Genomic DNA, 26,803 nt, shown 5'->3' with positions numbered 1-26,803 from the left:
GAGTTCTTATGCTTCTTGAGCAACAGGATATACGCTCACTTGTTTGCGGTCACGGCCAAGACGCTCAAAGCGTACTACGCCGTCAACTTTCGCGTATAAAGTGTCATCGCCACCACGACCAACGTTAACACCTGGATAAATTTTTGTACCGCGTTGACGGTAAAGAATTGAACCACCTGAAACCGTTTGACCATCTGCGCGTTTAGCACCAAGACGTTTTGACTGAGAGTCACGACCGTTCTTTGTACTACCTACACCTTTCTTAGATGCGAAAAACTGAAGATCTAATCTTAACATACGTTACACCTCCTGCACTTTTTCTATTAAACGGATATACTTTCCGTAATCAAGTTCGATCGTCTTAAGCGAAACAACCAATCCTTCCAAAAGTATCTGTGCTTTTTCTACTGTATGAACGTCTAAATCATTAGGCAATTCATACGTTAAGAATCCGCCATCACTTCCGAGTTCAATAGTTGCCTGCACATTACAAAGTTCTTCCACTGCATTTATAGAACCAAACACAACCGCTGTAGTTCCAGCACAGACAAGGTCTTGTCCATGTGGCGCATAATCGGCATGTCCAGTCATTTTAAATGATTGGATACTTCCTAATTTCGTGCGACTTATCGTAATTTTAATCATGTTAACCTGGATTAAGCGTTGATAGCTTCAACAACTAGCTTAGTGTAAGGTTGACGATGACCTTGTTTCTTACGATTGTTCTTTTTCGCTTTGTATTTGAAAACGATAATTTTCTTAGCGCGACCTTGTTTTTCAACTTTCGCAGTAACTGTTGCACCTTCTACAACTGGGCTACCAACTTTAACGTTTTCGCCACCAACGAAAAGAACTTTGTCAAAAGTAACAGTTTCACCAGCTTCAACATCTAATTTTTCAATGTAGATTGCTTGACCAGCTTCAACTTTAATTTGTTTTCCACCTGTTTCGATAATTGCGTACATACTTGCACCTCCTCTTAATTACTAAGACTCGCCAAAAACGAGGTAGACATATATGCCTTTAGGGAACCTGTCTTGTGCGGTTGTAGCATATAGCCGTTTAGGTGCTATAAACTATAACATAAAGATGTTATCATGAATCATAGACGGTTGTCAATAAATGTTCTGCTAACTATTTTTTCCGCTCTACAATTTCTGTTTTACTTCCAAAACGGACAATTGCATACTTTTCGATCATATCATCTTTGAAATAAATTTCAAATGGAATATTTTTTTGTAATTCTTTTTGCAAAAATTGTTTTTGCAAGTCTTTAGGTGCAGCGATTAATACTGCCTCATCCTCTATATTGCCATATGTAATTAGCTCTCTCTCTAACTCATACGCAATTGTCTCATATGACATCATATACCCCGTCGCTTTGCACGGTACACATTCTTCTAGTAATACGTCGCGTAAAGAATGTTTCTTACGTTTACGTGTCATCTCTAAAATCCCTAACTCTGTAAACCCAAGCACTCTTGTATATGTGCGATCATTTTGCATAGCAGCCATGAGACATTCTCTTACCATTTCTTTATCTTCTCTTCTTTTCATATTAATAAAATCAATTAATATCATACCACCGATATCACGCAGTCTTAATTGACGTGCAATCTCTTCAGCTGCCACTTCATTTGTACGAAGGACTGTATCTTGTAAATTCTGTTTTCCAGTAAACTTGCCCGTATTCACATCAATTACAGTCATCGTCTCCATTTGTTCCACAATTAAATAAGCACCATTCGGGAGCCATACAATTTTTTGAAGTGCTTTCTCGATTTCACGCTCTATTCCAAAATGGTTAAACATTGAAGATTTTTCATTATAAAAAGATACTTTTTCTTTTCCAATCTTTCCCTCTAATTCTTTTACTATACTTCTTGTATCTACAACTACTTTTTCAATTGTTTCAATCGGATTCTCTTGGAATACACGATCTAAAAAGGTGGCCGGTCGATGAAGTAATAACGGCGCCTTTCCTTGGCCCTCTTTTCTTTTTAGCTCTTCATATAACTGCTGTAACATTTGCATTTCAGCTTGTATTTCTTCAATCGCTCCTTTTTCAGAAGCAGAGCGGAAAATGTAACCCCCTGTTCCTTCTACCTCAATTTGGAGTAACTGTTGTCTTTTTTTATTATTTTTTATTTTCCGAGAAACAGCGCGCATCTCATCAAACGGCATATAAACGACATATTTCCCGGTAAATTCTATATTCGCTGTCAATTTAGGCCCTTTCGTATCAATTGCCTCTTTTACAACTTGTACGAGAATCGCTTGCCCTTCATGTATACGATAACAAGATGGTACATCATCGTATGAAAGATACGCATGTTTTTCTAAACCGATGTTTACAAATGCTGCGTTCATTCCAGCGATTGTTCTTACGATACGTCCGGCATAAATATGCCCAACAATCTCTTGCTCTTCATTACGTTTCCATAAAAACTCAACAATTTTTTTCTTCTCTTCAATTGCAACGCGCTTTTCCGATCCAGCGTAATTCACATATAACGTTTTCAAAATTATTTCCTCACTTTATAATCTTCTTTGCTTTTACAATAATAAAAGGTTAGTGCTATCGTCAACACTAACCGATTAATTCTTCAACTGATGAAGTTGTTCGTTTTTCAGTAAAATATGCATAGAGCAGTTCATTTTCATCTAATGTGTAATGTTCTTTATATTTTCCATGGACGATAATAGAGTGCTTATATCCTCTACGAAATTTTGTGAATATCTTATATAAATGATCTTCTGATTGCACTTCAATAGGTGCAATCTTTTCAATTCCTCTTTTGTTCCCATAATAACGTTCTAATAAAAAACGCATAAAGGCATACCGTCTTTGTTTCCACTCTTGATATAACGACACTGCCAAAAACATGAGTAGTACCCACATCATAATATTATTGCTATTCCAGAGTAACTGCCATCCTAATATTACACCAAAAAAAACACATGACAATTTCATCATCTTTCCATGTGCTTGTAAATAAGGAAAACGATATGATAGTATATTAAACAATACTTTCCCGCCATCTAACGGCCAAATAGGGAGTAAATTAAACGCTAAAATAATTATATTATTCCACATAAAGAAATAATATAAATCCGCGTTCAGCCAACCGGCTTCAAATAATATATAACCTACTAGCATCATCCAAACATGTTGAATCGGTCCTGCAATTACAACAACAAGTTCCTCTTTCAACGACTTATTACCATGTTCCTCAAGCTCAGCCACGCCACCAAACGGCAAAAGCTGAATTTTTTTTATACGCCAATTATAGTGCGCTGCTGCAAGAGCATGCCCAAGTTCATGAATAAGAACAATACAAAATAACAGTATTAATTCTTTAAAACGTGCAGTAAAAATACCAATGACAATGATAACCCAAAATAATGGATGCACGGAAATTTTCGTTAAGACGTCCCTATATTTAATCAAATGATATCACCTGGATCGGATCAATAAATTTTTCATTCTTTTTTATCGCGAAATAAAACTTTCCATTTTTATCATTTGTATCATTACTCACCGTTCCAATTTTTTGTTTCTTTGAAACGTAATCATATAATTTCACTGACATATCGTTTAAATTTGCATACCATGACTCCGTACCATCTGCATGTTGAATTTGAACTGTATTTCCAAGTTCCTCTTTCTTACCCGCAAAAACAACTAATCCTTCATTCACTGACTCAACTGTTGCATTTGTAGCTGTTTGGACAAATACACCTTGGCCATTTTTTTGAAACCCTTGCATTACTTTTCCAGAAGCAGGAATTGCATAATTTTTTTGCTGAATACTTCCTTCTTTTTTCTCATTCGGTGAATAAAATACAAGCGGTTTTCCAAATTGCTTTTCATACCATTTCGCTACAGTAGCAAACTGAAATTCCTCTTTCATCACTTTTTCTGTAACAGCTTTAGCACCATCGAACGAAGACGGGGCATTCTTATATAAAATAGCAACCGAAAGAACTAATATTGCTGATAATAAAACTTTGAAGAAAAAGACTTCCTTTCGAAATAAAGGGTGAATTTCCTTTTCTCCTTCTTCAATAAATACTGTTTCGCTACCAAAATTCCCTCCGGTAAAATACTGCTCTTCCTCCATCCTTTCTTGCTCGGCCTTCCTTTTCGCAATCCGCTTTTTAATTTCTTCTACGCGTCTATTCTTCATACTGTCTCCTTTCTTTCCGTAAGCTAATTTCAATAGAAACAGTTGTATACAGTTTGTACATGTGTATGAGCTAAGAAAGAAAGATATTCGTGTGAAGAAAAAAGAAAGCACTTCGCATATGTGCGAAGTGCTTTTAACGGATTCCAAAGAAGTTTTTTACCTTTGCAAATACCGATACCTTTTCTTGTTCAAATGCTTGTAATGGTACATTCTCACCCAACAAGCGTCTTGCGATATTACGATAAGCCAACGCTGCTTTTCCGCTTGGTTGCAACGCCACAGGTTCACCTGTATTTGTAGCTCGAATAACTTCATCGTCATCTTCGACAACACCAAGAAGCTCGATTGACAATGTACGTACAATTTCATCAACATCTAACATATCCTGTTCATGAAGCATATGACTACGTACACGGTTAATAACAAGTTTTGGTGGTTCAATATCCTCTTTTTCTAAAAGCCCAATAATACGATCCGCATCGCGCATTGAGGATACTTCTGGCGTCGTAACAACGATTGCTTTATCCGCACCAGCTACCGCATTTTTAAATCCCTGCTCAATCCCCGCAGGACAATCAATTAATATGTAATCATAATCTTGACGTAATACTTGTATTAATTCATCCATTTGTTCAGGTGTTACCGCTGATTTATCACTCGTTTGTGCTGCAGGTAATAAATAAAGATCATCAAAACGTTTATCTTTAATAAGAGCCTGAGGTAAACGGCAACGCCCTTCAACGACATCAACAAGATCAAATACAATACGATTTTCCAGCCCCATTACTACGTCTAAATTTCGAAGACCGATATCTGTGTCAATTAAGCACACTTTCTTTCCAGATAACGCTAGGGCCGTACCAATGTTCGCAGACGTTGTAGTTTTACCTACTCCGCCTTTTCCAGATGTAATTACTATTGCCTCTCCCACAGCTATACAATTCCCCTTTCTAACTTTGTTAAATTAGGTCTAAGATGAGTGAGAAGTTGCAGGCGATCGACAACAATGTGATTGTTCTCATTAATATACGCACATTCTGCCGCCTCCGCTCCGTCTTCTTTCTCTTCCGGAGCCCGCATTGCCACATCACTAATTCGAAGTTGCATCGGGTTCATAACAGATGCAGCGATTACAGCATCCGAATCCCCATAATACCCAGCATGTGCAATTCCTCTTAATGATCCTACAACAAAAATATTCCCCCCAGCGATAACCGTTCCGCCTGGATTAACATCTCCAATTAACAACAAATTTCCTTTTACATGTAAAACTTGTCCAGAGCGAACAATTTTGGAAATAGGGACAATTTCTGTTTCTTCTTTCCAAGCTATTGCTTCTGCTTTAGTGATAACATCACTTTTAATTGAATCCACAACAAGATTCTTTTTATTACGAATTAACGTACGAATCTCTTCTTGTTGGACTTCTGTTAAATAACGATTTCCTACTTTCACATGCACTTCAATTAAAGAGCGTCCATCACCATCGTAGTAATGTGTAGAAAGTTTTTCGTCTAATTCTATCAACAATTCAGAGAATGAACAACAATCATCTAAATGAAGCGTTATCCCATCTTTTGTCCCTTTTATCGTTACATTTTGTTGCTTTTTTTCTTCCACTAAAGTTCACCCCACCGATTCAATTCGACATAAAATTAGAAAATCCTTTTTTCTTTTTCTTCCATCGCTTTTGAAAGACGCAATATATATCGTCTCAGTGGGAAACAAACTATCAACAAGAAAATAGCATTTAACAATAAAGTAGCAAGGAGACGATCTGTGAAAAAGACATACGCTGGCATATGAGTACGTCCCAACAAAGTTAAAAATCCATACACATAATACTCTAGTGCTACAACGCTAGCTAATATGATGGAAACAACAATAAATAAATTCAATTGCAGTACTTTCATCACACTATAAACTAAATAAGCTAAAATCGGATAAGCAAAAATATATATACCGACAAGTTCTGTGTATACGGTATCAAATAAGAAACCAAATAATAGTCCGTAATAAATCCCTTGGACCGGACTATAATACACTGTAATAAAACATAAGACGATTATAAAGAAATGCGGTGCTGCTATACTCTCTTTCCAAAACACATTTGTTGGAACAATGGTAGCAAACATATTTTCAAATAGAAACACAAAAAGGAGCAAAAGAGGAAGAGCTGCTCTTTTTAAAATCTTCATCATCTCTTCTCTCCCTCCTATTCTAATGGCGCTGAAGGCTTTTTACGTTTAGCAACCATAATATGCTCTACGTCATTTAAATCAGCGGCAGGTTTTACATAAGCTGTTTTTGTTAAGCCGTATGCATCTGGTTGTACATCAACGATTTTCCCAATTACAAGACCTTTCGGGAAAATATCACCTAGTCCAGATGTTACAACCATTTGATCTTTTTCTACTTTTGCATCAGAACCAATCTTTGTGAAAAGAAGTAAGTGTTTTTCTTTGTCGTAACCTTCAATTAAACCAAAGATATTTTCTTGCCCTTGTACAATAGCAGATACACGATTTGTTCGGCTCATAGAGCTTAATAACTCTACTGATGATGTAAACTGAGATACACTTTTCACACGTCCAACTAAACCTTGTGAAGTCATAACAGCCATATCTTTTTTAATTCCTTGCTGTGCCCCTTTATCAATTCCAATTAAATCGTACCATTTATCTGAACTACGAGAAACAACAGTAGCTGGAATCTCAGTATAATCGCTCAGCAACTCCTTTTTTCCAGTTAACTCTTGTAACTTCTTGTTATCATCTTCTAATTGTTTTACTTTCCCTGATAGACCTGCATAATTATCTAATTTTGCTTTTAATTCTTTATTCTCTTCATACGTGCGCTTTACATCCTCTACATTTTCGAAGAATCCAGCTACGTATTTCGCTGGCTTTTGGAATACACGTTCTACAACACCGACAGTGTCTTTAACAAACTGCTCTGGCCATGTTAAACTGTTCCGTTCTTTCAATGAGATTCCAATCAATGCCACGAGAAGAATAATACTAACTAACAAAACAATTAATCTTTTGTTTAAGAAAAACTGTGGCACGTTCACACCCTCTTAATTTCACTGATTTTTATTTTGCAATATTATCGAGCAGCAGTTTTGAAAAGATCGATATTGTCTAATGCTTTACCTGTTCCAATTGCTACGCAATCTAATGGGTCTTCTGCAACAAGAACTGGCATTTTTGTTTCTTCACTAATTACTTTATCTAAATTACGTAGTAATGCCCCGCCACCTGTTAATACAATACCGCGGTCCATAATATCAGCTGCTAATTCAGGTGGAGTTTTTTCTAGTGTATTTTTAACTGATTCTACAATCGCATCTACTGTATCTTTTAATGCATCTGCAATTTCTTCTGGCTGAATTAGTACTGTTTTTGGTAAACCACTTACTAAATCACGACCGCGAATTTCCATAGGCTCGATACCTTCTGGCTCGCCTGCAGAACCGATTTCTAATTTTAATGCTTCAGCTGTTCTTTCACCGATCATTAAGTTATAGCTTTTCTTAATGTACTGAATGATTGAATCGTCCATATCATCACCAGCAACACGAACTGACTGACTTGTTACAATACCTCCTAAAGAAATAATTGCAACTTCTGTTGTACCACCACCGATATCAACTACCATACTACCAGTTGGTTCCCAAACAGGTAAGTTTGCACCAATTGCTGCTGCAAATGGCTCTTCGATAGGATAAGCATCACGAGCACCCGCTTGACGAGTCGCATCGATTACTGCACGTCTTTCTACAGCTGTAATACCAGATGGTACACATACCATTACATACGGCTTACGTGAGAAGAAACCGTTTGATTTTTGAGCTTGTTGAATGTAATATTTCATCATTGTTGCAGTTGTTTCATAATCAGCAATTACACCGTCTTTCATCGGGCGAAGTGCCACAACGTTCCCTGGTGTACGACCAATCATTTGTTTTGCGTCGCTACCTACAGCAACGATTTGTTTCGTATCAGTTTGTAACGCAACTACTGAAGGTTCACGTAAAACTACACCTTTTCCTTTTACATATACAAGCGTGTTCGCAGTTCCTAAGTCTATTCCAAGATCGCGAGTAAATCCACCAAATCCAAACATATTATTTATCTTCCTTTCTTGTTTTCACGGACTCATTTTTTCTTACTTTATATTATAAAAACAGTACGTTTTTTATATCTTTATCCTTTTTGTAGATAAATTTCTACAAAAAACTCATAAATCACATTATAAAACAAAATAAGTAAAAAGCATAGTCTTAAATATGACCTTTTTCCTTTAAACTCACGAATTTATGGTCACCTATTATAATATGATCTAGCACTTCAATTCCGATAATCTGGCCGCATTCTACTAAACGTTTTGTTACTTCAATATCTTCACGGCTCGGCGTGGGATCTCCTGAGGGATGGTTATGAAGACATATAATAGAGGCTGCTGCACGACGGAAGGCTTCTTTAAAAACTTCCCTGGGGTGTACAATTGACGTGTTTAAACTTCCAATAAAAATCGTTTGCCTATGTAGAACTTGATTTTTTGTATTTAAATATAAACATATAAAGTTCACGTAAATACGAAAAATTACAAAACAAAAGAGCACAGCGTGTATAAGTAGTGCTACCAACACTCTTATACCATTCACCTGAGCTGACCAGGTAAACACTTGCTATACTCTCATGAGTTATTGTACATCATGCAGGGTCTATTAAGCAACGTTTACCAAATTATTGGTGACGTTGCTTTTTTGTTTCCAAGAAGGAGACATATAATATGGAAAAGAAATGCATAGATGTTATAGCAAGTGAAGAATCATTCCGTAACTTATCACCATTTATAGAATTAGAAGAATTGAACAAAACTATACGTACATATAGAGACATTATCCGTATGTCTATTAAGCGTACCGATGTACAATCTAAACTAATTGAATTACTTGAAATTTTAAAGCGCCACAGCTGCAAATATGTAGGCGTTAGTTTCCTTTGCAAAAATTCAATTGCTGACATGATAGGAGTTTCATATAAAACTGTACAACGTTTAATGAAGAAACTTGTGGATCTAGAGATGATTCAGCAAGTATCGATGAAACGTAAAAAAGATATGCTTCAAACTTCTAACGCTATTATCATTCAACCAATTGTGGAAGAAGTGTCCAACAAGGTAGATGCAAAAAGTCCTACAAAGTGTCCTACCATTAAAACAAAACCTGTTTCCTTAAAACAAAATATAAAAGATATAAACAAACGTAATAGTAATGAGAATAGTAATGCTCTAGGAGAGAATATTGAACAAGCTGATTTCGTTGCTCATTGGGTACCAGAACGTTTTATTTCTTTAGTTAACTCTTTTTACAATGAATCTAAAACAATTCAAGAACTGTGGAAGGTCGTAAGACAGTGTAATAAAATCGTTAACCATACAACAGGTGATAAAGCATTTACTAAAGACCAGGAACTTACTATTGGCTTAAAAGCTATTAAAGAGTTTATTATGAAAATTAAAGCGGGCACAAAAATGAAAAAGGGTAAATTCGCTTATTTCAACGGGATTGTAAATAAATTAATGGACAAGTTCTACTTTGATAAAGAATTTATGGCCATATAAAAAACACCTAGCTAAATTAACTAGGCGTTTCGATTTTTAAAATATCCATGAATTGCATTTTATATATTATATTTGGGCCATCACTCACTACAATTCTACCCATTTGTTGTTCAAGTTTAACGATCTTGCCTTGAATGATATCTGGTTCTTTATCTTTTCGATACACTGTAAACACTAATCCCATATCATCTTGCATTGCTAATTGAATTAATTCAGCAGCTGCTTGTTGTTCAAATTCATCCATGTATGGTCTAGGTTCCTTTTTTGAACCACTTTTCTTCTTTGGTGGTTTTGGTACTCCGTTTGTCATATAATATCACCTCATTGAGCGTTTTAAGCATATTGATATTTTATTCTTACTTTATCAATAGATAGTATATTAGTTAATTTCAACATTCTAACTTGTTGTTTTTCCATGCAATACACCAATATACGATCCTCATATATTTTTCTAACAATAACAGTTCTTTGAGAGAAATCTCCTGAACCGTTTAAATATATTAATTCAATTGGTATTTTTTGATTAAAAGAGCATGTAAGCAAATTATTCATGTGATGACCTCTGAAAGAACGTTTGTTTGCATAATTATAGAACGATTGTTCTAATTCATCAATAAATTAGAACCGCACATTTACAGGTATTACATGAAATTGGTATGATTTAGGTGTTATTTTAAGGAGGGGTTTTCATGAGTTATGATACGATAGCATCGCTACAACGTATGCAACAATTAGAACAAGCACAGGCTGCAACTGGAAAACGTTTAGTTCTAAAAAGAGTTTATGAATCAGATAAAATTTCAGCTTTCATTATCGTTCTTTGTATTATCGCTATCCCAGCAACAATGTGTATATCCCTTTTAGTTGGATTAGTCATCTATTACATTAGAGAATTCAAGCGTACAACATATGTAGTAAAACATGATGCTACTGGAGAGAAATTCAGGGTTAATAAGCAAGATTTCAGACAATACAAAAAAGAATTTAAAGCAAAGGAAAAAGAAGTTAAAAAAATATCCGAACTATAATTGGAGGTAAAGGAAAGATATATGAAATGAAGAAGAACTCTAAATTTATAACAGTTATTCGTTCAATATTTAACTTATTTCGTTTGTTGAATAAAATCATCAATCCTATATTAAAAGCATTTATTTCTATGTTAATTTTAATTACGTAGAAATAAAAAAACGTCTATTTAAAACGTGGTCACTGAAAAAGTCCACTTACTATATAGAGATATCAGACTCTTTCCCATTTCTAGATACCAATAAAATGCATGTTTTTTCAAAGTAATGAATTTTTCAATGGCCTCATTTAAAAGACAATTCTTTTTCACTTCACATACACGTAGGTTGAATTTACTGTCCTTATCTTATATCAACAAAAATAAATCCATCTTTTAGAAGTGCCGTAGACTACTTTTACACCTCTTCCTAAAAGATGGATTTTTAAACGTACTACTTAAATATTTGTTCTCAAATTAACCTTATTTATAAGGATTATTTTCGTCATTATAGTAGTACTCAAAATTATCTCTAATGACTTTCGACACTTCTCTTTGTCTTAAAGCAATCTTTCTGTTCGTTACAATAGTAGGATATAAGAAGCAAATCCCAACAATTAATGCCGTATTCTCAATAAAATCATTCCCCGAGATAAAATTAAAAGCTACTGCACAATTATATCCAAATCCTAAACTTGCATAAAATGCATCTTTCAAAAAAATACGCTTTCCTATGACCTTATCTTGATAAAATAACATATTTTTATCATAATTCATCTTTAGAAAAACAATGAATATACAAATACAAATTAACCCATAATACCTACTCATTTGAGCAATGAATACAATATTCATGCCGCCTGTCACGACTAAAATGAACGATCCTACCCCTAATGTCGCTGCTCTTCCATAATTTTTGATATTCCATTTCTCTTTCTCAGATACAGGTTTAACTTCCTCTTCATCTAATTTAGGAATATATTTTTTTACTATTCTATACATTTTATATTCCAAATTTAAATTTATAATACATAAAATAGCTATGATTACAAATCTCATAATATATTCTAGAGAACCTATTTCAAATTTATAATTGTAAAATGCAACAATACATGAAATAACTTTTAAAATAAAACTTATTCTTGCTTCTTTCTTTACTATTGAATAGTCTTTTTTGTAATCACTCGCTAGTATAAAAGATGCAATCGTTAACAACAGGAAAGGTGAAATAGCCCATAATGCGCTAACACCAATTAAAGTTTTATATCCATTAATATAAGCAAAAGTAAAATTATTTATATATATAATAAGTGTAATCATTATTAAAAATTTTATTTTTTTCTGCATTGAATCACCTGTTATGAAGTGACCTTTGTCAATAGTTTTTCACCCATAATATTTTTCTTGATGGCATACAAAAGCTTCAGAAATAAGATCTATCGACAGTTAACCACTCTGTTATTCGTGGATTGGTTACCTCAGGTTAATGGTTCGTCGTTAGGCTCTTATAATCTCACTGCGTGGATCACACCTTTTCAAATTCTAATAAATAGCTTGTTTATCAGAATTTCAGCCATGCCAGAAGAGGTGAGTCATAGATAGCCAGACCTGTAATTCACTATCTCTGAAGCTCATCTATGCCATCAATTGATACCTTTGATTTCTAACTATGAATCAATCAACTTCATATCCTTCCCTCTTTATTTTCGGTGAATTTTACCTGTTTCTAATCCCCATATAAAACACCCCAGTTCTCTTGCGATAGCTGTAACGGCAACATTTCTAGGCTTCCCTTGATATATCATGCGATAATATTTTCTTTGTAACCTTTCTACAGCCTGATCCGCATAAGCAATCACTTCGCTTCGTTGCCCTTTTTGTCTTGCTTTCACTCGCTTCGATTTTAATCCGATTGCTCCTTTTACCAACGCATTTGCACATTCTACAAGAGTAGACCTAACGGTCGAATTTCCTTGTTTTGTAATCGAACGTCGACTGATTTTCTCTCCACTTGAGCTTTCGCTTGGCGTCAATCCTACATAAGCCATAAATGCTTTAGCCGTGGGAAAACGAGTGAAGTCTGCAATTTCCACATGAACAGTCATTGCCGATGTTGTATCTATACCTTTTAAGCATCTTAACTTTGCGATTGGTTCTTCGTACCTTTCACGATGAGATAATTCTTCTAATCTCAAACTGAACCGCTCAATTTTATCGACTAGAACATCATACTGTAATAGGTATTCGCCTAACGTTTCTTTGAATAATCCTTGTAGATCAAGATTCTTTAACCATTTCATATAAGCGATTGTCCAGCTTGATTTCCCTTCATACACATAGCCATGTCTTAAAAGGAATGCTTTTATCTGTTGTTTTATTTTTTTCAAAGATGTTTTAAAATCACCTAACATGCGGATATACTCTTTCACGGCAACATCCTCTTCTTCTGGAACATATACTTCTTTATAGGTGCCATTTGCTAAATTAAGAGCAATCATTTTGGCATCGAATTTATCATTTTTCACCATTTTGTTTTTTGATGAACTGTACATTGTTGTGGGAGCTAAAATATCACAATCAATTCCATTTTGTTCAAGAAGATTATGAAGTGAATACCCTAAACAACCAGCCTCATATCCAGCTTTAATTTTTATATCTTCACCATATTTTGTTTTCAGTTTCTCAACGAATTTTTTTACGAGAGATACATTTGAAGCACATCGTGCTTCTCTTACAATTTCCCCAGTTGTTCCGTGTAGTGCACATAAGCTAAAACTTTCCTTGTGGACATCCATCCCAATATATATTATATTTTCCATAGTGGCCTCCTATTATCATAGGGTATAACCCCATTCATAATGTTTTCATTCATTATTATGGGTTAAAATCCCTGACTTGATAATCTAGGAGGTCACTTCATATTATCTCTCTTCTTTAGAAACTATTAAAGTCTGCTTGCGTTGCTTTCCGTGTTTTTTCTTGTGGTGGCTTCTGCATTTCTAAATATTCATCGATATAATCAAGGCACATACCAATTGTCATATCTTCTAAATCTGCTTTTGTAAGTTTGCATTTATAACACAAAACAAGGAACGTCTCAGTGGTGAATACATCACCCTGATTCGCTCCTTGTTGACTATTATTATTGCTTTCTACAACTTTTTTTTAGATTGAATTGTGGAAGCTATCATATCTTGAATATCTTCTAAGATTTCTATGATTGGAAATTCATCAAATGAATCTAACCATACCATCGGCTCTGGTATCTTTGGATCAGCCGTTTTCGCCATAGTCCAAACAAGATTATAAAATACTTCAAAATCCACACTATCTAACTTACTTGGATCTAGATTCTCCATATCAATTTTCCCAAGTGGTGCTAACTTGAGAAGTTGTGCAAAATAATCCTTTCCAAATTGTGCTTTAAATCGGACTGGTGTCCCTCCTGTACTTTTTAAACGAATATCTTGACCATCTACTGTAATTGTCTTTTCCATTTACTATTACGCTCCTTTTGGTGCTGCTGGTTTTTTAACGTACACTTCTTTGTACCAATTATCATAAATAGCTTGAGTTGTTTTAGACGTTGTTTTTGTTTTAACCATAGGTCTTCCTCCTGGTGCTAAAACAATTGGACTAGAAACAAACTTCAATTCATTTGTATTTGGTTCAGCTGAATTTGTTTTTGTTTTAGATGCAATTGTTGGACGGCTTGCTGCACAGTTATACATAACATGTCGAGTCGCGTTTACATCGCCATCGAATTCAAATAGTAGTGCAAATGGTTTCCCTTTCGCATCAGCTAATTCATTTAATACACCGTCGGTTTCATCTAACTGCTCACCTAATGCATCAATAGCAAATTGTTCTGGGATAGTAGCAATGCTCAATGTTCCATCGTAACCTTGGTTATTGCTTGCTGCGTAATAAAGCATGTCATCTGCATAGAATTCAATCAAATCACCACGTGGTTCAAATGTTAGTTCAACCCCACCAGGTAATGGAATCGGTGTCGCAAACTTTACTAAAAAATCTTGAATATCAAATGGGACATAATGTACATTCTTCAAACCAAACGTAACTTTATTTTCTTTACTCATTTATATCAACCTCATTTCGTATATTTTCTGATACATATTTTCTGATTCAATAATCCCTTCAATTGGTGAGTCATAAGGAATCTCATGATCGTCTAGGACTTTTTCAAGTTTGGCTTCTGCAACTAAGTTTTTTCTTGTTGTGTAAAGTTCAATAATTACATCATTTATTTTGTGATACACTTTGTTGTCTGCCATTAGGTTTGCTGATCCATCAGCAAGAAAACACATATACGGAGGACTTGGTACAGGATTACCTGGCGTTGCTGTGAAATGCGAATAAGCCACAGGATAACCTGTAGCTTCAAGAATTTTTGTTAATTCAACTAATGTCATTGTTGAACCGCCCTTTCGATACGTCTTGGCAATTCATCAATTACATACTCTTCAACTGGGCGGATATGCACCTGTGCTGGAACACGTCCACCGCCAACTTTCGCATGTCCTTTTTCTAAAAGGTGTGTTAGTTGTCCTTGTGAATTGTGGACGACAACACTATTACCTTCTTTTTTCTTACACCATCCTTTACGATATGCCCCTGTTTTTTTAGGACTACCTTGCTTTAATTTTTCTACAGCAACATCAGCAACGTCTTCTTCTGCTGTCAGTAACTCTTCTTCCACAACATTTGCATATCTTTGTAATTCCCTAGCAATCTCACTCGCAAAATCATTCATATCAAATATGCTCCTTTGCGATAATAGTCAATGTTTGATACATTTCATCATCATTCATTGGCGGTTCAATAATATCAAAGATACGATTCTTCATTTTAATTCGCATTAACTCTGTAATACCTGTTGTATAAGGAATAACAAACCGATAAATTCGCGTGGACTGTGAAGCCGAAGCTTCAATGTACTCCGAACCTTTTACCGTTTTTATCATTGCCCATGCTTTTTTTACTTCTTGCCAATTACCTGTTTCAACTTCTTGATTCAAATCATCTTTTATTACTTCAGGTTGTTCAATGATAATTCGATTTCTACAATCACCTGTATTCATTGGTTTTTTATACTGAAAAGGACGCATATTAATCACCGTCCAATTTAATTTCTTCTAATGCTTTATCGATACCTAAACTATTAATCTGACTTAAAAAATTCTTGTCAAAATACTCTAATGCATCGTTATAAACATAACGAGAACGTTCAAAAACTAATTCTTTGAACTCCTCGTCTTTATTTAAATCATAATTCCCACAAATCCTAAGTAATGCCTTGTTAGACGTAGAAAGGATGCGCTTTAGGTTATCACCTTCCTCATCCCCTAAGTGCATCCTATCTTTAAATTCCTGTACTATTTCATTTGAAATTACTGTTTCCATTTACATCACCCTTGTGTCGGTGGTGTTACTTCTTCAAGTTTCAATGTATAAACTTGTGAAGTATATTTATCCTTTGGCTTACCTGTAGCGTGTTGTTTAGCAATATAAAGTGTTGCATCTTCTAAAGCGAGTGTTTCATTATACTTTTGGATTGGCTCCGCTCCACCCATCGCTGCAATGTACTCCCCTTTAACAAAGAACACCACTTGTCCTTGAGGTACAAATACAGATTCAGTTGGGATTGGATTAAAAGGTAAGCTCGTTACATATACACCTGCCGCATTTTGAGTTGTAGCATTTGCTTGAATATCAAAAGTATCGAATGGATTTGTTACCATAACTACTTTACCAGCTATATTTTTAGGTCTATCTGCATCTGTTTTACCATCAGGATTTAATTTTTTAGCCAATAATTTAACCACGCCTTTTAATTCATTAATTGTTTTACGACCCGGTTCAAACGTTAAAGTTCCTGCTGGCTTTTTATCTGGATATACTCCATTCACTACACTTCCGCTAGGATCTTTTAATAACCCAATTGGTTCTTCTTTACCTGTCCCTACTACAAAACCACGTTCTAAACCTACTGACATCGCTTCTGTAATCATAGTACGAACATATCGTTCCACCCATACTGGACCAAGCTTCAACATATCATTCGCTAATGGAATAAACGCAGTTAATTTCAGTTGAGTAATTGACTCTTTTCGGAATGTAGCATTTAATTGTCCTTTAATATCACCAAATAACGGTCCCCATACAGCTGCACCCTCTGGATCTCCATAAATAAATTCTGTCACGGCTCCTAAATTCTCTAAGCCGATATGCTCTAGCAACGGATGACCTTGAACTAAATCATCAAAAATTCTCTCTTGTGTTGTTTTAGGTAAAGTTTCAGTAGATTTAAAACCACCATCTTCAACAACGGCATTAAAGAACTTCATCTCTTCACTTGTTAGTACATTAGCACCGCGAGATTGCATAATAGAACGATCTACCATGGATTCATTCACTTGATTTAAAATATCTGAACGAACATCCGTAGCAAGTGCTCCAATCATAGAATTTAATGCTGCTGATTGTTCTTCTGCTGTACCTTCTTGTGTTGCTTTCGCGAAAGCTAGTTTTTTATCTTCGAAATTATTAAACTTAATAACCATATTTTATTTTCCTCCTAAAGTTAAAAAGAGCGTACTCAGATTCTGTTTTGTATGAACAGGCTCTTGAATAGGCTCTTTGGGATTTTGATTATTTGGTTGTTTCATATACTTAGCTACTAAATCTTCTTTAAAATTTTCTACAACTTCCACTTCTTCATCTTCTTGCGTATCATCAATTTCAATTTCATCAGCAATTTCATCAGCTAAACCAAGAGCGACCGCTTCTTCTGCTGTTAGCCAAGTTTCATCTTTTAAAAGTTGTTTTAATTCTTCGTCTGTCCCAACAAAACGTTTTTTATAAGATGCTGCTAAAGCTGAATCAATCTTTCGTAAATCTCGTGCTGTTTTTTCAAATAAATCTGCATTTCCATATTCAAAGGTACTTGCTTGATGAATCATCATCATAGTATTACTAGGCATAATGATTTTATCACCTGCCATTGCAATTACAGACGCGGCACTAGCTGCCCAACCATCAATATGAACTATAATTTCTGCACTATGCTGCTTTAATTGATTACAAATTGCTACACCATCAAAAGCGGAACCTCCACCAGAATTAATATGAACGTGAATTTTTTCTGCTTTAACATCTTGAATTTTTCTTCTTACTGCTTCAGCATTGTTTTCACTAAGCCATCCACCAATTGACCCATAAACAGTTAATTTGTATTCATTTTCACCTTTAGCTTCAAAACGAATATCTCGTTTTAAGTTCAAAAGCTTATTCATATTCACATGCTCCATCATTTCTCACCCCCTTCAGATTCATTTAATTTTGTATAGTTCTTCGTAATATGATGGATATTTAGATTTGGATCATCCGACTCCTCATAATCTACTTCTGAACGAATTTCATTTCCTGTAAATGCACTTGAAGAAATGAGTTTATCAATACTTGTCGCAAGATCAAATATACTTTGATAGGAAACAGCCTTAACCTCAATTTTTCGTCCTAAAAGATATTCACTCATTTCAAAGAATTTAACGTTCGCTTCATCAGATAGCTTTTTTAATAATGGTCGTACTGTGAAAAGTATATAATTTTTCGTTTGCTTTTCTACATCAGCCATTTCTCCATATATCAGAGCTATAGGAATACCAATTGCCATAGCTACTTGATTCAAGAAACCATTTGTTACTTTATTGATTTCTTCCACACTTGGACCATTTGCAACACCATTGTATATCTCGTTATAATGAATACCTTTTTGCTGTGGAACAATAGCTATATCTTTTGAACCGATTGACTTATACATATTGTCTATAAACTCTTGTAGCTTTGCTATTTGTTCCTCAGTTTTAGCACCAATCATATCCATATCAACCGTGCCGCGAACTTGATTTTTACGTTTCTGTGAGTTTAGTATCCTACCAAATAAATCACCGTAATCTGCAAACAATCCATCAATAAGTGGAGATAATTTATCATTCCGATACTTCAAATGAATAACTTCGCTTTGCTTAAAACTTCTCTTAAACGTATAATCTTTTACCCTTACATCAGTAAAGGTATCTTCAAACACAGCATACTCATTATGTTGGAATCCATCTGCAATAAGTAAATCACCATCATCTGCTTGTATAACTAAACACTCATTATCATAAATAAGTTTGCGAACAAACCTTTCCCAAAAGGTACTTGCGGTCATATTCTTGTTTGGTCTTACATTTAATCGATAATAAAGCTCATCCTTCTTAAATGCTTTACCATTTCTTACTCTAAATTCAGATTGACTAATTGTCCTTCCTAAAAATGAAACGCATGTATCAATCGCCAATCGTTTCATATGAAGCCTGTTTGCTGTATCAGTTATTATGTCCAGATCCAGCATGAATTCTAATTCTTTATTTTTTTTAAATACTGAACCTAACCATCCAATGATTATCACCCCCTTTATTAGAATTTAATGTTACCTATAACAAAGTCAGTTGCTTCTTGTATCTCATCCGCCCTATAAAGAGCATGAACAAAACATTGGAACCCATCTGTTTTTCTACGAACAGGCTCTTTCTTTTCGTATATTTTATTTCCATCACTTTTGATAACAACCAATACATTTTGTGTATACCAACGCATTAACGGATTATCATCAAAAACAATTTGTTTATTTGCAAACGCCATTTCAATACGTGGAGCTAACAAACTATGAATTGCTTTCGGGTTTCGTATAACCTCTATTTCAAATCCTTCTGCTACTAATAATGGTCTTATTGCTTCCATTCTGAAGTTATCAGCTATAATCTTTTTAATTCCATATTGTTCTCGCATTTCTACAAACCAATCAACAATGTGTTGAGGATTAATAGTTGGTTCATCCACAACTGTTAGTAGACCTTGCTCTTCCCAATCTTTTATAGGAGCAAATTTTTGTTTTTTATACTCGCCAGCTTTTTTAGAATAACCATAATAAATATCAACAAATTCTTTACGCACAAAGGAATGGGTTTTAAAAATGTACTCACCATTTTGTCTAAATAAAAGACCACATGCTGCGAAATCTCGAATACTCGCAAAGTCTAACGCTCCTATACATTCTTGAGCATATAAATCAGGGAATGGACGGTTTGTAGCAAGAATCTCTGACCATTTTGCAACAGATCGTTCTAGATTTGTAACTGGTAAGTTCATACGCTTTGTCATAAATTCTTCTCGGTTACTTGGATCATCCTCTAAATCTTCATATTCTTCCTTTATCGTTTCAAGTAATCCCTCAGCATACTCACTTAGTGGCTGCGATAACATAGGATTAGCTAATTCCCAATTATCAATATCATCAACTTCCTTTTCATCATTAAGCTTACAGATAAAAGGAAATACGGCATTAGGACGAGCTTCACCATTTAAAACCTTCATAGCTTTTTCTTTTTGTTTATCTAAAAAGCCATCTCGTACATAACCATCTGTACCAATATAAAATTCACGAGGGTTTTTCTTTTTCCCTAAGCCGCTGATATGGACGCGAACGTCTTTATTACTTTCATATTGATGTATTTCATCAAATACAACTGCACCATCACGCAAACCGTCTTTTGTATCTCCGTTGGAAGTTCTAAACTTTAGTATACTTTCAGTAGCCTTTGAAACAGTTTGAGTTAATGTGGTTTTAAACGCTCTCTGTAAAACCTCATTTTTCTTTACGCATTTATGCACTTCGTCAGGACTTGTTTTCGCTTGTTCCTCACTATTCGCAACAACAGAGATGTTATACTCTGGAATACCGTGCAATTCACTAATTAAAAAGTGAATAATTACAGATATCAGACCATTTTTACCGCCACCACGTCCTAACATCCATAGGAATTTCCGATAAAATACGCGTCCATTTTTCTTATAAAATAAAAAAACGAATGCTATTAAGAATTTCTGAAATGATTGTAACGGAAAATACCACTTCTCACCGAAGTTAATACAATCCTCAATCATTTCATCATCAAAATACAAATCGTCTCTGTTTAAAACGTATTTTTCTAGATATCCAATTAACAGTTCTCTTTCTTTATTGAACTTCACTTTCCCACTTCGATAAAGTTCAATATATTCTTCTACATATTTTTGCTTAATCATGTAAGATCACTTTTGTTATATCCTGTATCAGGGATAGTATTCTTAACAACAAACTTTATATCTCTCCCTAACGCAATTAAAGAACTGTTAATTTTATTCCTCTCACTTATAAGAGGGTGGGCCTTAACGAAAACTTGGGTTCCATTTTTAATTGTTACGGATTCCCCTTCTTTCGTTATCGTTTTATTAATTTTTCGAAATGCTTTAACTAGATCAATATAGCGTTCCACCTTTTCAACTTCAACTAAATCTGTCGTATCAATACTATTCATTAACTGTTCCTTTACCCTTACAATACTAACAGCCATCTACCCACCCCCCTTACGCGCGTATTTCCGAAAAAAACCTGACAGTTAACCCCCTCCTCCGGTGCCCCTTAGACGAAAAAAAGCCCAACCTTCGAACCGGGGGGCCTTATCCCTGAATCATTTTCACCACTTTTCATCGTTTTCCCATTTGTTCGGTTTCTTTTTGAATGTTCTACCGTGTTCTTTATTATGGCAATCCACACAGACTGTTTCTAAGTTATCTATTTCTAATGCAAGTTCTGGATGATGTCCTAGTTCTTTTATATGATGGACAACGAGTTGAATCTTCTTACGCTTGGCACGCTCACTGTACTCATTGGTATCAGTTTGTACACGACCATTTCGTTTACATTCCTGACACTCATAATTGTCTCGCTTTTTTACTTCTTCTCGCAATTGTTTCCATGCCCTACTGTCATAGAACTTACGTTTTTGTTGTTTTGTTTTATATTCTCTCATTCTCTCTTTACCACTCTACTTTCGAACTACTCCTCTAAACAACCATCTATCAACCCTTCTTTTTAATCTCATAAAAAAGGAAGGATTGAATTGTTTTTGATTCTTTTCATCATTCTTTACTAATTCTTCTATTGTCGAATCCATAAGATGAGTCATTGAATAGAACATAGGTTGTTGACCATACATTTTATAATATTTAAACTGAAGTTCATCCATTTCTACTACCGTTCGATTTTTAAAATATCTATGATAAATTATATCGTCCAAAGGACTTAGACCGAGCGCATCAATTTTCTTTTGTACCTCTGTTTCAATATGTTCCATCTTCTCCACTCCTCGTCTTATCTGTTCTCATTCAAATACCATTTGGGCATTTGCTAATTTATATTCATTTTTATTGGTATACAAAACCAAAATTAACAAATAATAAGAGTGGATGAAGAACTTTCACTACGGCTTTGTACATTGAATGACCCCAATTAACTATTCTACATCTTTGAAATGTATGAATATGTATGCGCTTCATCCTTTCAGTTACTCCATGAAGGATAAGGAACATGTTGTATACTTCCTATTAAACCTACACCATTATTTCCCTTTGTTATAAATTATACAACTGTTCTTTATCCCTTCCCTTTTACATTTGTAAAAGGTTATATTTATGATTCTATACTTGTCTGCATCTTGTTATAGTAAAAGTACCCTAACATTCCGAATACCAATTATGGTTATAATGGACTTTTTTACACTTCATATGCACAGTTGCTTATCTCACACAGATGATGCTGCAGCTGTGCTTTTCATTTCTTTCTACTTCTTTAAAAATTCATCCATAGTTTTATCTAACAAACTAACCATCGCTTCTCTTCTTTGCTTTGGTGTTGTATTATCTTCCAACTCATTAAAGGTTGGAATTGTCTTTTCTAATTTCTGTTTATCGATACGCTCATTTACAAGGTCCTGTCCTAACATTGAAATAAATGTGCCTATGATCACGGCTTGTTCTTGTTTTGTTTGTTTCATACATACCTCCAACAAAATAAATAAAAGCATCCGAATGGATACTTTCACTCTATATCCTTATTCATTTTTCAATTCTAAATACGGAAGGTATATGAGGTTGTATCCTTATACTAGATTCTTCAATTGCTACTATGTACTGCGGATTTAAAGCAACCTGCATTTCATTTCCCGTCTCCACATCTATATGAGTAACCAAGATTAATGTATCAAGGAGTTCCCCTTCTCCATTTACAAATGTCTTTCCAATCAACATACCAATCTGAGTCGGTACAATGTATTCTTTCCCATTTGATAAAATAATTTTAGAAGCGCTATCCATCTGTATCTCCCTCATTTTGTCAAAATGACCAATTCTTCATATATTTTCTATATACTTTATATGTCCATTTTTTAGATCTATGCCTCATTTCCACAAACATACATATTAACGCAAAAGAGAGCAACCAAAGAAATGGCTGCTCTTATATCATTTATATAGCGAGGAAGGTCTTTGAAAAAAAGTTCTGTATTATTGGTAAATTAAACAAAAAAGAAAGCACATGACCAGTTTGCTCTCCAAAGGTGACATATTTCGTTGCCCATACTTTATCGTATTCACTTATCAATACAGTGTTAAGAATTTTCTATTATTTTTGGTTTTAAAAACCATTTTTGTGTATATACTAAAAATGGGTAGAAAACTGACACTATCTACTGTTTATTTCAGACCCTTAACTTGGTAAGCAGTTACAATCCATCTGTTTTCTTCCAACATTTCTTTCAGAAGGGCGAAGAATGCACAGGATACCTTACATCTAGATAGAATAAACCCACCACACTTTTTTATTCTGGCATTCTTCATTCCTTCACCCGTTTCTACTTTTACAATTCATCATCCAGTCCTCTGACTTATTTCTTCTTTTGCTTCCATACCCCATTCTTTTTATAATACGTATCTTCTCTATTCATAAAGTCAGCTGTACGGCCCGGAATATTATATTTTTTATTCTTTTTCTTTTCTTTTTTCTTCCTTCTTTTTTCCTCTTGAATAGCCTGAAAATCTGCTTTCCATTGTGTTGACATATCCTTTTTCACTCGCATCAACTTCTGCCTCTCTTATACACATATATAGCATTACTCTAACTGAAAAAAGAAAGAACAAAAATCATATATATTACCTGTACCAAGAGATAAATTCAGATGTACTAAAAAGAGTAACTATACATCAGTTACTCTCTCGTCAAAATTTTATGTTATTACTATAATCGATATTTTCAAGAGTGAACATTCATAAAACTGAGTGTCAGTAAAGTGCAAGTTCTTCAGCAAATTTTATTCTTTTTATGATTTCCGCATGTTTCTTATAGATATAACTCGAACTGTAATTCATGTTCTCTGCTATTTCTTCTAACGTGATTCCGTCCACATATTTCATTTTTAACATTTTATTTTCTAAACCTTTGAACCTATTTATCAATTTCAATACATCCTGCATTGCATTCATCTTGTGCGCTAACTCATATTCAATTGCTTCTATACGTTCTTCTACCTTTGCACCTTCCGATTCAGCAGTTAAACGTACCTCTCGCAAATCACCACTGACCCAGCGTTTTAATTCTGCTTTTGTTTTATCTAGATTATATTCTAAATAGGCAATCTCCTCTTCTAACCTTTGATATTCTTTCAGCCAATTGAACAATGACGATACACCTACTCTCGTTCCTGTTATTTCTACCTCACCACATCTACACTTTTATAATTTTGTAATTCTATACACACATCGGTTTCATGTTTACTTTAGCCCTCTTTTTTTAAGGTGATGATACAAACTGTTCCGACTACACCCTAATTGCTGACAGATTGCTTGATAAGTAAGTCCTTTTTCACGAACATGACAGCTTGTTTACATCGTTCATCCCATCTTTTATGAGCATTTTCTTGTATTTGTTTTCTGCTTGTTGACTGCCATAATCCCATTTTTTTGAGTTGCTTCTGCAACGTGTTCACTTCACAGTTTACTTCTATAGCAATTACATACATCGGTAGTTCTCTTTGTAACATTTCTAAAATTTTCGGCATCAATTCTTCCCAATTTTTCCGTTTCGGATTTTCTCTGACTTGTCCTACACAAGGAGCTAATTTTTTTCCTAATCTATACAATTCTTCTCCAACCTTACAATTCTTCAAACAATACTTCGGAGACTGATTTGCCCGATATTCACACGTTGCGCAATGCTTGTCTTGCAAATCTAATATATACATTCTTATTTCTTTTGCATTCATGGTGTGGACTCCTCAAATTTCTCTATTTTTCATGATGGCAAGGTAGGTTACAGATAAGCCCTTCAAAAACACACCTTGCATTCTCAAAACTCATTATACATACTTAACATCCATTTACAGATACTTTACCCTTCTAGATACCTATGGTATTCAGAAAGAATTCAACCCCCGATTTCCTAGGTTTCTGTCAGTCTTTTTTCTTCAAAACATACTTTTGTTTCACTTTATACTCGTATACATGATGTACCTAGCCTGCTATATGCTTTCATGTTTTCCTTCCTGCATAAAATTCTAATTTCTGCTCATACTATCCATAAGCTGGTGAATAGCTGAATCTATTGAAAACTGAGATCTAATTTAACGAAATTCCTCTTATCAACTGGGCAGTTAGCATTTGCTAGCTGCTTTGTTGTATATATTTTTATACTTTGGATATACTATTCATACGCCAATTTTTTGAATTTGCGATTCACCTAATTTCCTCTCAGGGCTCTCATATAAGAGTCCTCTTTTTTATCTCCTAAAAAGCCCCCAATTTAAAGTAATGTTTCGCTTGATAATAAAAATGATGATAAATCCAATTCCCACTGAATTTCTTATCCAAATACACGATTTCAAAACCGTATTTTGCTTTAAATGTATTTAGCCTTCCCAGTAACGCTAGTGGATTGTATTTGGAATGATACTTCCCTTGCAACATCTTCTCATATCCATGTAGGTCCTCCACAATTAAGGTGAAGGGAATCTCTTTTGATCGAATTAATTCATTCTCAAATGCTGTTTGCGTATTTTTTTGTAAATTTCCTGTGATTTCATCCATATGGGCTTTCCGTTCTACTCGGCTATCTAAATAGATATCACGAAATATGCCCAGCTCTTCATTTTTCGGTATCATACAGCCGTAATCGCCAGTATCTAATTTTTGATTTTTTATCGATATTCCCTTTTGATGTAAATAATCTCGAATATGAGTATTATCTTTCTCTCTCGTATCCATCACGATGGTGAGTGTTTTAAGAATGTTATTTATTTCCGTATCGGTATAACGATAACTGATCATGCTCCTACTCCTTTCTTCGCATGTATAACTGCACGTTCATATATCTTCCTTGCCATCGCATTCGATTCATCATTTTCAAATGGTCGATAATCTTCATACACGTCTGTCCATCCATTCTTCGCAAGCGCAATCGTCCAGTCATAGAACATTTGTAATGAATCTGTATCAGCAAGCAACCAATCATGTAACTTTCGGTTATGTTTCCAACCAGAAAACTCATAAAAAATCTTCAAGATTGTAATCTTTTCGTTGTTTGCATCCTTCCAGGACTTAAACCAAGTATCAATACCATTGAAATTTTTCTCCGCAGCTTGCATTACTTCCACAGGAATTAAGTTCTGTCGTTTTATTCCGATTCGTCCATCACTTGGATCAAGATAGATATTTGCACCCGATTTCCAAATTAAACTTATAATTTCTAATACTTGCATGGAAGTAATCTCACTCCCCACCTAGCTGATTTACCTTTTGATTTATGCAATACTCCAATTCGATTTTTAGTAAATCTATAAGTAAATCCATTCCTACCAATAGGTTTCAAATTATGAGCTTTGCAATATATTAAATAACGCTTATATAAGTTTTCTAATAGCTCAAAACTCTTACTATCTCGTTCAATATTTTCCTCAATAAATTTTTCAAACATTTTATTCATCCATTCTTGTTATCAAAAATTATTTAAAATTGTTACTGAAAAACACCTAAAATAAGCGAT

37 protein-coding genes, 2 pseudogenes and 1 other annotated feature are annotated in these 26,803 nt (G+C 34.5%); of the genes and pseudogenes, 2 read left to right on the top strand and 37 right to left on the bottom strand.

Going from position 1 to position 26,803, the window contains the following annotated elements; translation table 11 throughout:
- Window positions 1–6: 6 nt before the first annotated feature.
- The 12 genes and pseudogenes from rpmA to radC form a co-directional block, all read right to left on the bottom strand.
- Window positions 7–297 (bottom strand): 50S ribosomal protein L27, encoded by a 291-nt coding sequence (gene rpmA / locus MHI28_RS24940; RefSeq protein ID WP_000944957.1) that lies wholly within the window; start codon window positions 295–297, stop codon window positions 7–9.
- Between the two features lie 3 nt (window positions 298–300).
- Complete coding sequence (locus tag MHI28_RS24935) at window positions 301–645, bottom strand: ribosomal-processing cysteine protease Prp (RefSeq protein WP_002082112.1); 345 nt, start codon at window positions 643–645, stop codon at window positions 301–303.
- Window positions 646–656: 11 nt separating this feature from the next.
- A complete protein-coding gene (gene rplU / locus MHI28_RS24930; RefSeq protein WP_000270907.1) occupies window positions 657–965 on the bottom strand; it encodes a 50S ribosomal protein L21 in 309 nt (102 codons plus the stop codon).
- 14 nt (window positions 966–979) lie between these two features.
- Window positions 980–1,057 (bottom strand) — a sequence feature (ribosomal protein L21 leader region).
- 77 nt (window positions 1,058–1,134) lie between these two features.
- Complete coding sequence (locus tag MHI28_RS24925; RefSeq protein ID WP_000855476.1) at window positions 1,135–2,523, bottom strand: Rne/Rng family ribonuclease; 1,389 nt, start codon at window positions 2,521–2,523, stop codon at window positions 1,135–1,137.
- Window positions 2,524–2,590: 67 nt separating this feature from the next.
- Entirely contained in the window at window positions 2,591–3,451 is an 861-nt protein-coding gene (locus tag MHI28_RS24920; RefSeq protein WP_000599047.1) for a M50 family metallopeptidase, read from the bottom strand.
- A complete protein-coding gene (spoIVFA, locus tag MHI28_RS24915; protein ID WP_000797477.1) occupies window positions 3,444–4,190 on the bottom strand; it encodes a stage IV sporulation protein SpoIVFA in 747 nt (248 codons plus the stop codon). Before spoIVFA ends, MHI28_RS24920 begins: the two co-directional genes overlap by 8 nt.
- Before the next feature lie 133 nt (window positions 4,191–4,323).
- Entirely contained in the window at window positions 4,324–5,121 is a 798-nt protein-coding gene (minD, locus tag MHI28_RS24910) for a septum site-determining protein MinD (protein ID WP_000503309.1), read from the bottom strand.
- Between the two features lie 2 nt (window positions 5,122–5,123).
- Window positions 5,124–5,810 carry a septum site-determining protein MinC gene (gene minC, locus MHI28_RS24905; RefSeq protein WP_000391514.1) on the bottom strand — a complete coding sequence of 229 codons (687 nt, stop codon included), beginning with the start codon at window positions 5,808–5,810 and terminating at the stop codon, window positions 5,124–5,126.
- Between the two features lie 35 nt (window positions 5,811–5,845).
- Window positions 5,846–6,391, bottom strand: a complete 546-nt coding sequence (mreD, locus tag MHI28_RS24900; RefSeq protein ID WP_000975762.1) for a rod shape-determining protein MreD — start codon at window positions 6,389–6,391, stop codon at window positions 5,846–5,848.
- 14 nt (window positions 6,392–6,405) lie between these two features.
- Window positions 6,406–7,257, bottom strand: coding sequence for a rod shape-determining protein MreC (gene mreC / locus MHI28_RS24895; protein ID WP_001135484.1), 852 nt, complete (start codon window positions 7,255–7,257; stop codon window positions 6,406–6,408).
- Window positions 7,258–7,298: 41 nt separating this feature from the next.
- Window positions 7,299–8,318, bottom strand: coding sequence for a cell shape-determining protein MreB (gene mreB, locus MHI28_RS24890; RefSeq protein WP_000466736.1), 1,020 nt, complete (start codon window positions 8,316–8,318; stop codon window positions 7,299–7,301).
- A gap of 157 nt (window positions 8,319–8,475) precedes the next feature.
- Window positions 8,476–8,781, bottom strand: a pseudogene (radC, locus tag MHI28_RS24885) (RadC family protein); the annotation flags it as partial.
- A 206-nt stretch (window positions 8,782–8,987) separates the two neighbouring features.
- Between radC and MHI28_RS24880 the strand changes: the two are divergent.
- Window positions 8,988–9,821, top strand: a complete 834-nt coding sequence (locus MHI28_RS24880; RefSeq protein WP_340828324.1) for a helix-turn-helix domain-containing protein — start codon at window positions 8,988–8,990, stop codon at window positions 9,819–9,821.
- A gap of 16 nt (window positions 9,822–9,837) precedes the next feature.
- Here the strand turns inward: MHI28_RS24880 and MHI28_RS24875 are convergent, their stop codons facing one another.
- Together MHI28_RS24875 and MHI28_RS24870 are read right to left on the bottom strand one after the other, a co-directional pair.
- Window positions 9,838–10,131: a YolD-like family protein gene (locus tag MHI28_RS24875; protein ID WP_098856528.1), complete on the bottom strand. Its 294-nt coding sequence runs from the start codon at window positions 10,129–10,131 to the stop codon at window positions 9,838–9,840.
- Between the two features lie 23 nt (window positions 10,132–10,154).
- A complete protein-coding gene (locus tag MHI28_RS24870) occupies window positions 10,155–10,373 on the bottom strand; it encodes a hypothetical protein (RefSeq protein WP_098856527.1) in 219 nt (72 codons plus the stop codon).
- A 137-nt stretch (window positions 10,374–10,510) separates the two neighbouring features.
- Between MHI28_RS24870 and MHI28_RS24865 the strand changes: the two genes are divergently transcribed.
- On the top strand, window positions 10,511–10,849 hold the full coding sequence (locus tag MHI28_RS24865; RefSeq protein ID WP_098856526.1) for a hypothetical protein: 339 nt from the start codon (window positions 10,511–10,513) through the stop codon (window positions 10,847–10,849).
- Window positions 10,850–11,307: 458 nt separating this feature from the next.
- On the opposite strand, the gene MHI28_RS24860 is transcribed toward MHI28_RS24865, so the two are convergent.
- The 23 genes and pseudogenes from MHI28_RS24860 to MHI28_RS24750 form a co-directional block, all read right to left on the bottom strand.
- Window positions 11,308–12,171: a hypothetical protein gene (locus tag MHI28_RS24860; protein WP_098856525.1), complete on the bottom strand. Its 864-nt coding sequence runs from the start codon at window positions 12,169–12,171 to the stop codon at window positions 11,308–11,310.
- Window positions 12,172–12,524: 353 nt separating this feature from the next.
- The gene (locus tag MHI28_RS24855) at window positions 12,525–13,643 is read right to left on the bottom strand and encodes an IS110 family transposase (protein WP_277548338.1); all 1,119 of its coding nucleotides are present in this window, start codon (window positions 13,641–13,643) and stop codon (window positions 12,525–12,527) included.
- A gap of 333 nt (window positions 13,644–13,976) precedes the next feature.
- Window positions 13,977–14,328: pseudogene (locus MHI28_RS24850) on the bottom strand (hypothetical protein).
- Window positions 14,328–14,924 (bottom strand): major tail protein, encoded by a 597-nt coding sequence (locus MHI28_RS24845; protein ID WP_098856370.1) that lies wholly within the window; start codon window positions 14,922–14,924, stop codon window positions 14,328–14,330. Before MHI28_RS24845 ends, MHI28_RS24850 begins: the two are co-directional and overlap by 1 nt.
- Window positions 14,925–15,257, bottom strand: coding sequence for a hypothetical protein (locus tag MHI28_RS24840; RefSeq protein ID WP_098395486.1), 333 nt, complete (start codon window positions 15,255–15,257; stop codon window positions 14,925–14,927).
- Window positions 15,254–15,598 (bottom strand): HK97 gp10 family phage protein, encoded by a 345-nt coding sequence (locus MHI28_RS24835; protein WP_098856371.1) that lies wholly within the window; start codon window positions 15,596–15,598, stop codon window positions 15,254–15,256. The genes MHI28_RS24840 and MHI28_RS24835 overlap by 4 nt, the downstream gene beginning before the upstream one ends.
- A gap of 1 nt (window position 15,599) precedes the next feature.
- Window positions 15,600–15,953 (bottom strand): phage head closure protein, encoded by a 354-nt coding sequence (locus tag MHI28_RS24830; protein ID WP_098856372.1) that lies wholly within the window; start codon window positions 15,951–15,953, stop codon window positions 15,600–15,602.
- Between the two features lies 1 nt (window position 15,954).
- Window positions 15,955–16,248: a hypothetical protein gene (locus MHI28_RS24825; RefSeq protein ID WP_098856373.1), complete on the bottom strand. Its 294-nt coding sequence runs from the start codon at window positions 16,246–16,248 to the stop codon at window positions 15,955–15,957.
- Window positions 16,249–16,253: 5 nt separating this feature from the next.
- The gene (locus MHI28_RS24820) at window positions 16,254–17,408 is read right to left on the bottom strand and encodes a phage major capsid protein (RefSeq protein ID WP_098856374.1); all 1,155 of its coding nucleotides are present in this window, start codon (window positions 17,406–17,408) and stop codon (window positions 16,254–16,256) included.
- 3 nt (window positions 17,409–17,411) lie between these two features.
- Window positions 17,412–18,155: a head maturation protease, ClpP-related gene (locus MHI28_RS24815; RefSeq protein ID WP_098856377.1), complete on the bottom strand. Its 744-nt coding sequence runs from the start codon at window positions 18,153–18,155 to the stop codon at window positions 17,412–17,414.
- Window positions 18,155–19,300 carry a phage portal protein gene (locus MHI28_RS24810; protein ID WP_098856375.1) on the bottom strand — a complete coding sequence of 382 codons (1,146 nt, stop codon included), beginning with the start codon at window positions 19,298–19,300 and terminating at the stop codon, window positions 18,155–18,157. The genes MHI28_RS24815 and MHI28_RS24810 overlap by 1 nt, the downstream gene beginning before the upstream one ends.
- Window positions 19,301–19,308: 8 nt before the next feature.
- Window positions 19,309–20,976, bottom strand: coding sequence for a terminase TerL endonuclease subunit (locus MHI28_RS24805; protein WP_098856376.1), 1,668 nt, complete (start codon window positions 20,974–20,976; stop codon window positions 19,309–19,311).
- Window positions 20,973–21,284, bottom strand: a complete 312-nt coding sequence (locus tag MHI28_RS24800; protein ID WP_069355130.1) for a P27 family phage terminase small subunit — start codon at window positions 21,282–21,284, stop codon at window positions 20,973–20,975. Before MHI28_RS24800 ends, MHI28_RS24805 begins: the two co-directional genes overlap by 4 nt.
- Window positions 21,285–21,407: 123 nt before the next feature.
- Window positions 21,408–21,743 carry an HNH endonuclease gene (locus MHI28_RS24795; protein ID WP_078187444.1) on the bottom strand — a complete coding sequence of 112 codons (336 nt, stop codon included), beginning with the start codon at window positions 21,741–21,743 and terminating at the stop codon, window positions 21,408–21,410.
- A gap of 15 nt (window positions 21,744–21,758) precedes the next feature.
- Window positions 21,759–22,067 carry a hypothetical protein gene (locus tag MHI28_RS24790; RefSeq protein WP_061656728.1) on the bottom strand — a complete coding sequence of 103 codons (309 nt, stop codon included), beginning with the start codon at window positions 22,065–22,067 and terminating at the stop codon, window positions 21,759–21,761.
- A gap of 486 nt (window positions 22,068–22,553) precedes the next feature.
- The gene (locus MHI28_RS24785) at window positions 22,554–22,766 is read right to left on the bottom strand and encodes a hypothetical protein (RefSeq protein WP_098856472.1); all 213 of its coding nucleotides are present in this window, start codon (window positions 22,764–22,766) and stop codon (window positions 22,554–22,556) included.
- A 61-nt stretch (window positions 22,767–22,827) separates the two neighbouring features.
- On the bottom strand, window positions 22,828–23,085 hold the full coding sequence (locus tag MHI28_RS24780; protein WP_257156179.1) for a hypothetical protein: 258 nt from the start codon (window positions 23,083–23,085) through the stop codon (window positions 22,828–22,830).
- A 569-nt stretch (window positions 23,086–23,654) separates the two neighbouring features.
- On the bottom strand, window positions 23,655–23,846 hold the full coding sequence (locus MHI28_RS24775) for a hypothetical protein (protein ID WP_336295107.1): 192 nt from the start codon (window positions 23,844–23,846) through the stop codon (window positions 23,655–23,657).
- 202 nt (window positions 23,847–24,048) lie between these two features.
- Complete coding sequence (locus MHI28_RS24770; RefSeq protein WP_340828323.1) at window positions 24,049–24,444, bottom strand: hypothetical protein; 396 nt, start codon at window positions 24,442–24,444, stop codon at window positions 24,049–24,051.
- A 93-nt stretch (window positions 24,445–24,537) separates the two neighbouring features.
- Entirely contained in the window at window positions 24,538–24,606 is a 69-nt protein-coding gene (locus MHI28_RS24765) for a hypothetical protein (RefSeq protein ID WP_254849831.1), read from the bottom strand.
- The gene (locus MHI28_RS24760) at window positions 24,591–25,028 is read right to left on the bottom strand and encodes a zinc-finger domain-containing protein (protein ID WP_340828005.1); all 438 of its coding nucleotides are present in this window, start codon (window positions 25,026–25,028) and stop codon (window positions 24,591–24,593) included. The genes MHI28_RS24765 and MHI28_RS24760 overlap by 16 nt, the downstream gene beginning before the upstream one ends.
- A gap of 520 nt (window positions 25,029–25,548) precedes the next feature.
- Window positions 25,549–26,088, bottom strand: coding sequence for an ERCC4 domain-containing protein (locus tag MHI28_RS24755; RefSeq protein WP_340828042.1), 540 nt, complete (start codon window positions 26,086–26,088; stop codon window positions 25,549–25,551).
- Window positions 26,085–26,519, bottom strand: coding sequence for a hypothetical protein (locus MHI28_RS24750; protein WP_088029290.1), 435 nt, complete (start codon window positions 26,517–26,519; stop codon window positions 26,085–26,087). The genes MHI28_RS24755 and MHI28_RS24750 overlap by 4 nt, the downstream gene beginning before the upstream one ends.
- Between the last annotated feature and the right edge of the window lie 284 nt (window positions 26,520–26,803).

It is taken from the genome of Bacillus sp. FSL K6-0268 (genome assembly GCF_038005425.1).
Lineage (GTDB): Bacteria > Bacillota > Bacilli > Bacillales > Bacillaceae_G > Bacillus_A > Bacillus_A thuringiensis_S.
This window is presented reverse-complemented; position numbering and strand designations above follow the sequence as displayed.

Excerpts from the sequence above, each read along its gene's own strand:
- rplU (WP_000270907.1), bottom strand. The coding sequence starts at position 965 with ATGTACGCAATTATCGAAACAGGTGGAAAACAAATTAAAGTTGAAGCT.
- MHI28_RS24825 (WP_098856373.1), bottom strand. The coding sequence starts at position 16,248 with ATGGAAACAGTAATTTCAAATGAAATAGTACAGGAATTTAAAGATAGG.
- MHI28_RS24870 (WP_098856527.1), bottom strand. The coding sequence starts at position 10,373 with ATGAATAATTTGCTTACATGCTCTTTTAATCAAAAAATACCAATTGAA.
- MHI28_RS24785 (WP_098856472.1), bottom strand. The coding sequence starts at position 22,766 with ATGAAACAAACAAAACAAGAACAAGCCGTGATCATAGGCACATTTATT.
- MHI28_RS24820 (WP_098856374.1), bottom strand. The coding sequence starts at position 17,408 with ATGGTTATTAAGTTTAATAATTTCGAAGATAAAAAACTAGCTTTCGCG.
- MHI28_RS24935 (WP_002082112.1), bottom strand. The coding sequence starts at position 645 with ATGATTAAAATTACGATAAGTCGCACGAAATTAGGAAGTATCCAATCA.
- mreB (WP_000466736.1), bottom strand. The coding sequence starts at position 8,318 with ATGTTTGGATTTGGTGGATTTACTCGCGATCTTGGAATAGACTTAGGA.
- spoIVFA (WP_000797477.1), bottom strand. The coding sequence starts at position 4,190 with ATGAAGAATAGACGCGTAGAAGAAATTAAAAAGCGGATTGCGAAAAGG.
- MHI28_RS24875 (WP_098856528.1), bottom strand. The coding sequence starts at position 10,131 with ATGACAAACGGAGTACCAAAACCACCAAAGAAGAAAAGTGGTTCAAAA.
- MHI28_RS24880 (WP_340828324.1), top strand. The coding sequence starts at position 8,988 with ATGGAAAAGAAATGCATAGATGTTATAGCAAGTGAAGAATCATTCCGT.
- MHI28_RS24800 (WP_069355130.1), bottom strand. The coding sequence starts at position 21,284 with ATGGCTGTTAGTATTGTAAGGGTAAAGGAACAGTTAATGAATAGTATT.
- MHI28_RS24865 (WP_098856526.1), top strand. The coding sequence starts at position 10,511 with ATGAGTTATGATACGATAGCATCGCTACAACGTATGCAACAATTAGAA.
- MHI28_RS24805 (WP_098856376.1), bottom strand. The coding sequence starts at position 20,976 with ATGATTAAGCAAAAATATGTAGAAGAATATATTGAACTTTATCGAAGT.
- MHI28_RS24830 (WP_098856372.1), bottom strand. The coding sequence starts at position 15,953 with ATGCGTCCTTTTCAGTATAAAAAACCAATGAATACAGGTGATTGTAGA.
- MHI28_RS24845 (WP_098856370.1), bottom strand. The coding sequence starts at position 14,924 with ATGAGTAAAGAAAATAAAGTTACGTTTGGTTTGAAGAATGTACATTAT.
- MHI28_RS24840 (WP_098395486.1), bottom strand. The coding sequence starts at position 15,257 with ATGACATTAGTTGAATTAACAAAAATTCTTGAAGCTACAGGTTATCCT.
- MHI28_RS24790 (WP_061656728.1), bottom strand. The coding sequence starts at position 22,067 with ATGGAACATATTGAAACAGAGGTACAAAAGAAAATTGATGCGCTCGGT.
- mreD (WP_000975762.1), bottom strand. The coding sequence starts at position 6,391 with ATGATGAAGATTTTAAAAAGAGCAGCTCTTCCTCTTTTGCTCCTTTTT.
- MHI28_RS24835 (WP_098856371.1), bottom strand. The coding sequence starts at position 15,598 with ATGAATGATTTTGCGAGTGAGATTGCTAGGGAATTACAAAGATATGCA.
- MHI28_RS24760 (WP_340828005.1), bottom strand. The coding sequence starts at position 25,028 with ATGAATGCAAAAGAAATAAGAATGTATATATTAGATTTGCAAGACAAG.
- rpmA (WP_000944957.1), bottom strand. The coding sequence starts at position 297 with ATGTTAAGATTAGATCTTCAGTTTTTCGCATCTAAGAAAGGTGTAGGT.
- MHI28_RS24815 (WP_098856377.1), bottom strand. The coding sequence starts at position 18,155 with ATGGAGCATGTGAATATGAATAAGCTTTTGAACTTAAAACGAGATATT.
- MHI28_RS24780 (WP_257156179.1), bottom strand. The coding sequence starts at position 23,085 with ATGGATAGCGCTTCTAAAATTATTTTATCAAATGGGAAAGAATACATT.
- MHI28_RS24860 (WP_098856525.1), bottom strand. The coding sequence starts at position 12,171 with ATGCAGAAAAAAATAAAATTTTTAATAATGATTACACTTATTATATAT.
- MHI28_RS24775 (WP_336295107.1), bottom strand. The coding sequence starts at position 23,846 with ATGCGAGTGAAAAAGGATATGTCAACACAATGGAAAGCAGATTTTCAG.
- MHI28_RS24795 (WP_078187444.1), bottom strand. The coding sequence starts at position 21,743 with ATGAGAGAATATAAAACAAAACAACAAAAACGTAAGTTCTATGACAGT.
- MHI28_RS24750 (WP_088029290.1), bottom strand. The coding sequence starts at position 26,519 with ATGCAAGTATTAGAAATTATAAGTTTAATTTGGAAATCGGGTGCAAAT.
- MHI28_RS24855 (WP_277548338.1), bottom strand. The coding sequence starts at position 13,643 with ATGGAAAATATAATATATATTGGGATGGATGTCCACAAGGAAAGTTTT.
- MHI28_RS24755 (WP_340828042.1), bottom strand. The coding sequence starts at position 26,088 with ATGATCAGTTATCGTTATACCGATACGGAAATAAATAACATTCTTAAA.